The 7,131-nt window shown below is 67.9% G+C and carries 9 protein-coding genes; 6 read left to right on the top strand and 3 right to left on the bottom strand.

The genetic code is table 11. The annotated features are described in order from the left end of the window. The first annotated feature begins 15 nt into the window (after window positions 1–15). The 4 genes from EB084_16335 (at window position 16) to EB084_16320 (ending at window position 3,241) form a co-directional block, all read left to right on the top strand. Window positions 16–297 carry a hypothetical protein gene (locus EB084_16335; GenBank protein ID NDD29825.1) on the top strand — a complete coding sequence of 94 codons (282 nt, stop codon included), beginning with the start codon at window positions 16–18 and terminating at the stop codon, window positions 295–297. A 12-nt stretch (window positions 298–309) separates the two neighbouring features. Then, on the top strand, window positions 310–1,287 hold the full coding sequence (locus EB084_16330) for a hypothetical protein (GenBank protein NDD29824.1): 978 nt from the start codon (window positions 310–312) through the stop codon (window positions 1,285–1,287). A gap of 216 nt (window positions 1,288–1,503) precedes the next feature. Beyond that, window positions 1,504–2,313, top strand: coding sequence for a hypothetical protein (locus tag EB084_16325; GenBank protein ID NDD29823.1), 810 nt, complete (start codon window positions 1,504–1,506; stop codon window positions 2,311–2,313). Window positions 2,314–2,317: 4 nt separating this feature from the next. Next, window positions 2,318–3,241, top strand: coding sequence for a hypothetical protein (locus EB084_16320; GenBank protein NDD29822.1), 924 nt, complete (start codon window positions 2,318–2,320; stop codon window positions 3,239–3,241). 61 nt (window positions 3,242–3,302) lie between these two features. Here EB084_16320 and EB084_16315 read toward each other — a convergent pair whose 3' ends face one another. Beyond that, window positions 3,303–4,370 (bottom strand): DUF2786 domain-containing protein, encoded by a 1,068-nt coding sequence (locus EB084_16315; GenBank protein NDD29821.1) that lies wholly within the window; start codon window positions 4,368–4,370, stop codon window positions 3,303–3,305. On the opposite strand from EB084_16315, the gene EB084_16310 reads away from it, so the two are divergent. Next, on the top strand, window positions 4,306–5,151 hold the full coding sequence (locus EB084_16310) for a DUF692 domain-containing protein (protein ID NDD29820.1): 846 nt from the start codon (window positions 4,306–4,308) through the stop codon (window positions 5,149–5,151). The two genes, EB084_16315 and EB084_16310, sit on opposite strands and share 65 nt — an antisense overlap. Further along, the gene (locus tag EB084_16305) at window positions 5,144–5,944 is read left to right on the top strand and encodes a DUF2063 domain-containing protein (GenBank protein NDD29819.1); all 801 of its coding nucleotides are present in this window, start codon (window positions 5,144–5,146) and stop codon (window positions 5,942–5,944) included. Before EB084_16310 ends, EB084_16305 begins: the two co-directional genes overlap by 8 nt. A 3-nt stretch (window positions 5,945–5,947) precedes the next feature. Here the strand turns inward: EB084_16305 and EB084_16300 are convergent, their stop codons facing one another. Both EB084_16300 and EB084_16295 read right to left on the bottom strand, forming a co-directional pair. Next, window positions 5,948–6,415, bottom strand: a complete 468-nt coding sequence (locus EB084_16300; protein NDD29818.1) for a hypothetical protein — start codon at window positions 6,413–6,415, stop codon at window positions 5,948–5,950. 88 nt (window positions 6,416–6,503) lie between these two features. Continuing rightward, the gene (locus tag EB084_16295) at window positions 6,504–7,130 is read right to left on the bottom strand and encodes a hypothetical protein (GenBank protein ID NDD29817.1); all 627 of its coding nucleotides are present in this window, start codon (window positions 7,128–7,130) and stop codon (window positions 6,504–6,506) included. Between the last annotated feature and the right edge of the window lies 1 nt (window position 7,131).

The raw sequence follows: 7,131 nt of genomic DNA, 5'->3' as shown, positions 1-7,131 counted from the left end.
TGTCAGAATCGGTGCGTGCGCATCCGCTCCCTGCTCCCCGTGCTCGTGCTGGCGTGCATCGCCGTCGCCCTCTGGGGGCTGACGCCCCGGCACGCCTCTTCACCGTCCGCTGTGCCCGATCGCGCGGCCTGGCTGCACCAGAGACTCGAGACGGTGAACCTCTCCGAACGTGAGCGAACGCTCTATCGCGTCGCCTGGCTCGGCTCGCTGCGCGAGGCCCTCGACGAGGCCGCGCGCCGCAAGAGGCTCGTGTTCGTGGCGTCGGCATCAGGAGATCTCTGCAGCGGCCGTCTCTGACACGGCGCGACGGTGACGAGGGGCGTGTTCCTCTCGCAGGGGTCGGTGCTCGACGTCATCAACGACGCGTATGTGCCCGTCAAGGTCGACTGCCGCAGGCTTCTCGCGCAAGACAGGGCGATCTTCGACGACCTCGAGCGACAGCGAAGGGCGCTTGATCCGCAGCGCGCAAGGCTTCCCGCGAACGGTGTGTTCATCGTCTCTCCCGCGGGCAAGGTCGTCGACTTCTTCCACGACACCCGCCTGCAGCTCGAGATGCGGCCAGACACGTGGAGCAGCGTTCTGAAGCAGGTAGCGGCGGCCAATCACGTGACGACGACGAAGGCGTCGGGTGCCTATGTCCCCGAGACGGTTCGCCTCGCCCATGATGGTGATCTGCTGCTTCACATCATCTCGCGGTACGCCGTCGACCCCTCGGGCGCGTCGCTCGATTCCCGGCAGGCGTCACTTTACGGCGCGACGCCCTCCGACCCCCGGGACTTCATGCACGACTACCGACGTGAGGTGCTCATGCGGCGAGAGGCCCCCACGGACGAGTGGGTGGCGCTCGAGCCGTCGCAGTGGCGCCAGCTTCTGCCGCCCGTGGGAGCACGCGTGGGAGACACCTACGACGTGGGAGAGGTGCGCGACCTCTTTCTGCGCCGGTTCTGTCCGCCCACGCACAACTTCAGCCTCCTGGGGGCGATGCGCGCCTCCTCGATGACGGGGGTGGTGGAGCGCGCCGACGCGGGCGCGATGGAGGTTGCGTTCCACGGCTCAGCCGACATGTCGCACAAGTGGTGGAACGACGATGACGCGAATCTTGCCGTCGCTGATTTCTATGGCCGCATGATGGTGGACGCCGCCCAGCGCACCATCGTCACCCTCCAGCTCGCCACCGATCGCGCCACCTATGGCGCCGCGGACACCTTGCGGGTTCCGTACGCCTCGATTCTCTACAGCGTGCCGAGGAGCACCTCGCAGTACTGGGCCGTGGGGGCAGCCTGGTGAGCGCAGCTCGACAGCCGCCATCGGCACGGACCGCTTCCGGGGTTGTGCTGGCGAGGGTTTCGCCAGTTCAGGGTTCTTTCAGGTGACGTCGTTATAACTCCGTCAAATCACGCCATCGGGCAGACGCAACGGAGGATTCACGTCATGCAGGTACAGCAGGGGGGAGGGGCGGCCGCGCTACTGCCTCCGCGGACGCCGTCCGCGCCTCGGGAGCGCATGATCAAGCCGGAGAAGCACGAGGTCGCCGATACCTACAGCGGCTCGCGTCGCCTGGGCAACTACGTCTCGGGAATGATCACCGGGGCCGCGGTGGAGACAGCCACCGCGACCGCGCAGTCGCCCCTGCTGGTGGCCAGCGCCGTCAAGAATCTGTGGAAGGCCGAGACCATCGGCCCGAACCTGAAGACCATCGGCATGCTCGCAGCCCTGCCGGGCACCGCGCTCACGGTGGCCGTCTCTCCGCTGGTGGGCGCGGTGCGAGGCGTCATCAAAGCCCGCGATCACCGCTATGAGGGCCACGATCCGCTCGCCCAGGACACCAGCGTGCAGCTGGCCCGCGATCTCACCGTGCCGAACTCGCCGGGAGAGCCCGTCACGTTTGCCGGGAGCGTCCTGAAAGGCCTCGACGAGTTCGGCAACCGCAAGCTGGGTGAGGGGCAGAAGCCGTTCGACGTGCCGCTGCTGAGCCCGGCCTTCGCCGTGGCCGGCGGCGCCCTGTCCGGCGTGATCGGTGGCGCCGTCGGGCTGGTGGCCGGCACGGTGGCCGGATCGATTGCAGGCGGCAAGGACATCGTCGCGGCTTTCACCGCCCCCGACCTCACCATGGGACAGCGGGCGGGCAAGGTGGCCGCGGCGCCCTTCAACCTCGTGGTCGGCCCCGTCCTGGCCTGGAAGAGCGTGAAGGAAGCCGTGCCGCGCGGTCTCTCTGATGGATGGAAGCACGGCGTCTACCGCCCCGTGGCCGACACGGTGCGCATCTCAGGAACGCTCGGCATGAGCGTCATCCGCGAAGCGTGGGAGAAGTGAGAACATGAGCATCCAGATTGCAGGTCCGCGTCTTTCCCCGATGCGATCGAGCGGCGTCAGCGACGCGCCGGTGTCGCGCTCGGTGGTCGATCGCATCGTCGACAGCACCGTGCTGTCGGCCAACTATCTCGCTAGCGGTCTCGCCGGCGGCGCGGCAGGCGTCGGGGCCGGCGCTCGCTCGCTTCCCGGAGCGGCTGTGCGAACGGCAGTCTCTGCCTACACCAATCTCTGGAAGGCAGAGACCATCGGTCCCAACCTCAAGGTCGTCGGAAGCCTCGTGGCGGCCCCTGTACTGGCGCTCGCTGCGGGCCTGGCCCTGCCGGTCTCGCTGATCTCTGGCGTGCTTCACGGCGTGCGTGCGGTCGATTCGTCGAAGCCGCGTGAGTTCACCGTCAGCGCCGCCGCGGCGGCGGGCTACGGAGAGACGCGCGCAAGCTGGAAGGATGGCGAGAAGGACCTCACCGACGACTTCTCGCGCTTCGGCAACAAGAAGCTCGGGCCGAACGAGAAGCCGTACGACATCCCGGTGGGCCGCCTTCCCCGCGCGGCGGCCGCTGCCGTTGGTGGCGCGGCCCTGGGCGTTGGGGTGGGCTGCGTGTCTGCCGTGGTGAGCGGGGCGCGCGAGGCCGGCAACGGCGTTCGACGCGCGGTGACCGCACCGGATCTCGGCATCGCGGGCAAGGCCGTGGCCGCTGTCGATGCCGTCGGCGGTGGCGTGGTGCAGGGCGTGACCTATGGCGTGTCGGGCGCGTTCAGCGTGCTCGGCAAGGGGGTCTCGGAGACCTGGCGCCGCGAGTCGCTGCTCGAGGGAGGCCGCGCGGCCTGGGCACGCGCCACCGATCTGGTGAGCGCTGCCGTCGACCCGGAGGGAACCCTGGTGTGCGACGTTCCAACGCCTGCCGGAAACCCTCCTTCTGCGCAGCCCTGAACCACGGGCGCGCGACGCGGCAGCTTGTAGCGGTTCGCGTCGCGCCCGTCGGATTGGCGGTTCAGAGGGCCGACCCGTCATGCAGCGCTCTCTGGGCGCTTTCAAGGCGGCGGCTCGAGGGGGCGAGGTCGACACCCTCACCGGCTTCGCGGCCGTGCATGTAGGCGGTATGGCGGCTCGCGGTCACGCTTCGACCGGCACGCACGCGCGGATAGTTCTCACCCATGAACCGATCGACGGCGTCAGTGGCCTTGTCGATGACGGCCAGGGCCTGGGTTTTCTCGTTGCTCTTCAGATCGCTGGTGAAGGAACGGAGCTCTCGCGCGAGCCGGCTGGCCAGCGATGACGCCGCTCCCAGCTTGAACGATGCGCGCTCGGCCCGGTCATAGGCACGGTAGAGCGCGGCGCGGTCGCACAGGCGCTCGATCTCGAGGCGCAGCATCTCGTACAGGTACTTCACCGTGGCGCGGTCATGGTCGGTGCCGATGATGCGGTAGATCTTGCGCCGCTCCATCTCCCAGCCCTTGCGCGTGTACTCGACGCCCAGCAGCAGCTTGCAGAAGTTGGCGTTGGCGATTCCGTTCAACAGGATGCCGTGCCAGCGAGGAGGCGCCTTCAGGCTGAGATCGCGGTAGACCTCTTGCTCGACCTTCAGATCTTCGTCAGAGGCTTCGAACGAGATGTCGCTCTCGGCCACCTTGTACTCGAGCATGAGACGCTGCGCGGCGGCGGCTGCAACCTCGGCTTCGTGCACGTTTGACGAGCCGGAGAGGGCGATGAGCTTGCGAATCTTGTCGAGCACCTTGTCTCGGGACATGATGGGCATGGGGTGGGTCTCCTGTCGTGCTGAGATTTCTCCGCTCGCGTGGCACGATGCTACGCGAACACCCCGGCACGGATCAACCGCCGCGATGTGAACGCGATGCAACAAAGTATCGGATTTCCCGATTCGCTCATCTCTCCCTGCCCCGAGATCGGCCTTTCGAGCCCGCGGTCGGCGGAGCCCTCTCCGTCTGCGGAGCAGGAGGGGGCGCGTGCGCGGGTGTGCAAGTGAGTGTGTCTGCATGCCTGCCAATCGCTGGAACTTTCCGGATCTCGGCCTGGGTCTCGGCCTTCGCGCCGCGCACATCGATCACGTGCTCGCGCATCGCCCCGATGTCGATTTCTTTGAGGTCATCTCAGAGAACTACATGTACGCCCAGGGCCGGGGGTTGCATCGGCTCGAGCAGATCGCCGAGCAGTACCCGGTCGTGCTGCACGGGGTGGGCCTCTCCATCGGCGGAACAGATCCCCTCGATCAAGACTACCTCGCTCGACTGAAGAACCTCGCCCATCGGCTGCGGACGCCGTGGGTCTCTGACCACCTCTGCTGGACGGGCGTGATGGGCCTGAACACGCACGACCTGCTCCCCCTGCCGCTCGATGAGGCTACGTTGCGCCACACGGTGGCACGGGTGAGAGCGGTGCAGCAGGTGCTCGAGCGACCGCTGGTCCTCGAGAACCCATCGAGTTATGTCGCGTTCACGGCTTCATCGATGGACGAGTCCGAGTTCCTCTCTCGCCTTGCCGACGAGGCCGACTGCGGCCTGCTGCTCGACGTGAACAACGTGTACGTGAGCGCCTTCAATCACGGCTTCGACGCGGCGGACTACATCGACGCCATCGCGCCGGAGCGCGTGGTGTACCATCACCTGGCCGGTCATACCCACAAGGGCACGCACATCCTCGACACGCATGACGATCATGTCATCGACGCGGTCTGGCAGCTCTACGGCCGCTGCCACGCGCGAACCGGTGGTCGCGCCACCCTCGTGGAGTGGGATGACCGCCTGCCCGCGTTCGAGGTGCTGCACGCCGAGGTGCGAAAGGCCGGCGCATGGCGCGAGAGCGGGGTGACGACGCGTGCTTGACGCGCTGCAGCAGTGGATGCAGAGCGCCATCATCGAGGCTTCGGGCCCGTCGGAAGACGAGGTCTCGCGGCACATCATGCCGTCCGCCACGCTCGATGCGGGGGCGCGTCTCGACATCTATCGGCGCATGTACCTGCATCGCTTCGAGGAGGTGCTGGCCTCCGATGTGCCGGGGCTGCGCCATCATCTTGGAGACGCGCGGTTCGAGGCGCTGTGTCGCGACTACATGCGGGCCCACCCGTCGCGCCACCCCGATCTGGGGCGTCTCATCGCGCATCTGCCCGCGTTCGTAGAGCACTGGGGCGGGCTTCGGCGGCGGTCGTTCGCGGCTGACCTTGCCCGTGTGGAGTGTCTCGTGGCGCAGCTGCACACCGAACCGTTCGCCCCCGCGCTCGATGCGGGCCGCGCCGCGTCGATCGCGCCTCACGTCTGGGACCGCGTGCGCCTTCGTCTGGCGCCTACGCTGCGGCTGCTCAGCCTTCGCCACGATGTGGGCGCGTGGCTTCGCGCCTTTGCACACGACCATCGGCTGCCCTCGACCGCGCGCTGCGACACGCGGCTGGCGCTCTATCGCACGGAGTGGTCGGTGGTGCGCAGGCCGCTCTCGCGCGCGGAGGCGGGGGCGCTCGATGCGGTATCGGGGGGAGCGACGCTCTTCGAGGCCTTCGTCGCTGTTGCGCGAGGACGTGGAAAGCCCTCCGCCGAGCGCTTCGCGAGATGGGTCGCGTCGTGGCTCGAGGAAGGCCTCGTGGCCGACCTCGAGCTCGACGGAACGGACGGGGCGACCCTCTGACGGTCAGTGGGCCTGGGTCAGGTCGCCGGGCTTGAACGACTGCTCGAGGCGGGTCACCATCGACGTGTAGGGCCGTCCTCCGGTGGCGGGATAGGTGAAGCGGAAGGCATTCACGGCGCCTTCTCCCAGGAAGTCCTTCTCGTAGTGTATCTTCCCCTTGTCACGCCACGAGACCACGAACCAGTTCTTGCCCTTGGCCTTGTAGGTCACCGCCGCGCCCTTGGCGTCGAGAACCTGCTTCAGCCCGCTGGTCGGGTCGAGGTGCTCGACATTGTTCGAGCCCCAGGCTCGCAGCGTTGCGCCGTGGGTGTCGAGGAACTTGAGACCGTCGCTGTTGGCTGGGGCTCGGTCCTTGCTGAATCCCGCGGGCACGTCGATGGCGTACCCGAAACGGGGATTGCTGTAGCGCGACCAGCCTTGTTGCGCGGTTGCGGCCGTCGTCACCGAGATGACCAGGGCTGCCGCCATCATTCTCGATCTGAAGCTCATGGGGTGGTCTTGCCTCCTTGTGGGGTCGTCTTTCATGGCAGGCTGGCGCCGTCCCTGCCCAGCGCTCGCGTCAGTCGCTCGATGCCTCGGCGTCGGGGGGCGTCTCTGCCGGCGCGCTCTGCCGGCGCTGCAGCGCGGCCAGCAGAATCCACACGAGACCCGCCGCGGTGAGGCTGTTGACCATGAGCAGCTTCTGCGCTCGCGTCACGTCACTGAGGGTGTCGCGCCATGGGAGCGCGAGAGGAGCGAGCGTCGCGGTGACGAGGGCCGAGGGCATCGAGCGCCAGGTGGGCAGCCCTGCCTCAACCGCCGACGCGGCCATCGCTGCGGCGGCCACGACGCCCCACATCGCCATGCCGAGAACGAGGCACGCGGCTCCGGCGTTGCCCGCGAAGACCAGCATGAAGACCAGCGCCAGGGCGCTGGTGAGCGTGCTGCCTGCAAGCCTCAGGCCAGCGTCGAGCGCGGCCCGCGTGACGCTCTGCGCTTGCGGTGTCGCGCCCGCGGGATGGCGGCCGTAGATCGATTCCAGCACCACCGGCAGCCCCAGTCCCGTGATCAAGGCCATCAGCACGTTCCCGTCAGAGATGTCGATGCCCGAGAGGCTGAGATCGGCCGCTTCCTGGAACGCGCGGAAGGAGGCGAGAAGGGTGAGCGCGGCGGCAGACAGCGCGGCAAAGCGCTGGGCCACCGGCATG

This window comes from Pseudomonadota bacterium, from assembly GCA_010028905.1.
In the GTDB taxonomy this organism is placed as follows: domain Bacteria; phylum Vulcanimicrobiota; class Xenobia; order RGZZ01; family RGZZ01; genus RGZZ01.
The sequence above is the reverse complement of the archived record's forward strand: the minus strand, read 5'-3'. Positions and strand labels throughout refer to the sequence as shown.

Bases quoted from the DNA above. Each gene is read 5' to 3' on its own strand.
- EB084_16320 (NDD29822.1), top strand. From the start codon at position 2,318: ATGAGCATCCAGATTGCAGGTCCGCGTCTTTCCCCGATGCGATCGAGC.
- EB084_16315 (NDD29821.1), bottom strand. From the start codon at position 4,370: ATGTGCGCGGCGCGAAGGCCGAGACCCAGGCCGAGATCCGGAAAGTTC.
- EB084_16310 (NDD29820.1), top strand. From the start codon at position 4,306: ATGCCTGCCAATCGCTGGAACTTTCCGGATCTCGGCCTGGGTCTCGGC.
- EB084_16295 (NDD29817.1), bottom strand. From the start codon at position 7,130: ATGCCGGTGGCCCAGCGCTTTGCCGCGCTGTCTGCCGCCGCGCTCACC.
- EB084_16300 (NDD29818.1), bottom strand. From the start codon at position 6,415: ATGATGGCGGCAGCCCTGGTCATCTCGGTGACGACGGCCGCAACCGCG.
- EB084_16325 (NDD29823.1), top strand. From the start codon at position 1,504: ATGATCAAGCCGGAGAAGCACGAGGTCGCCGATACCTACAGCGGCTCG.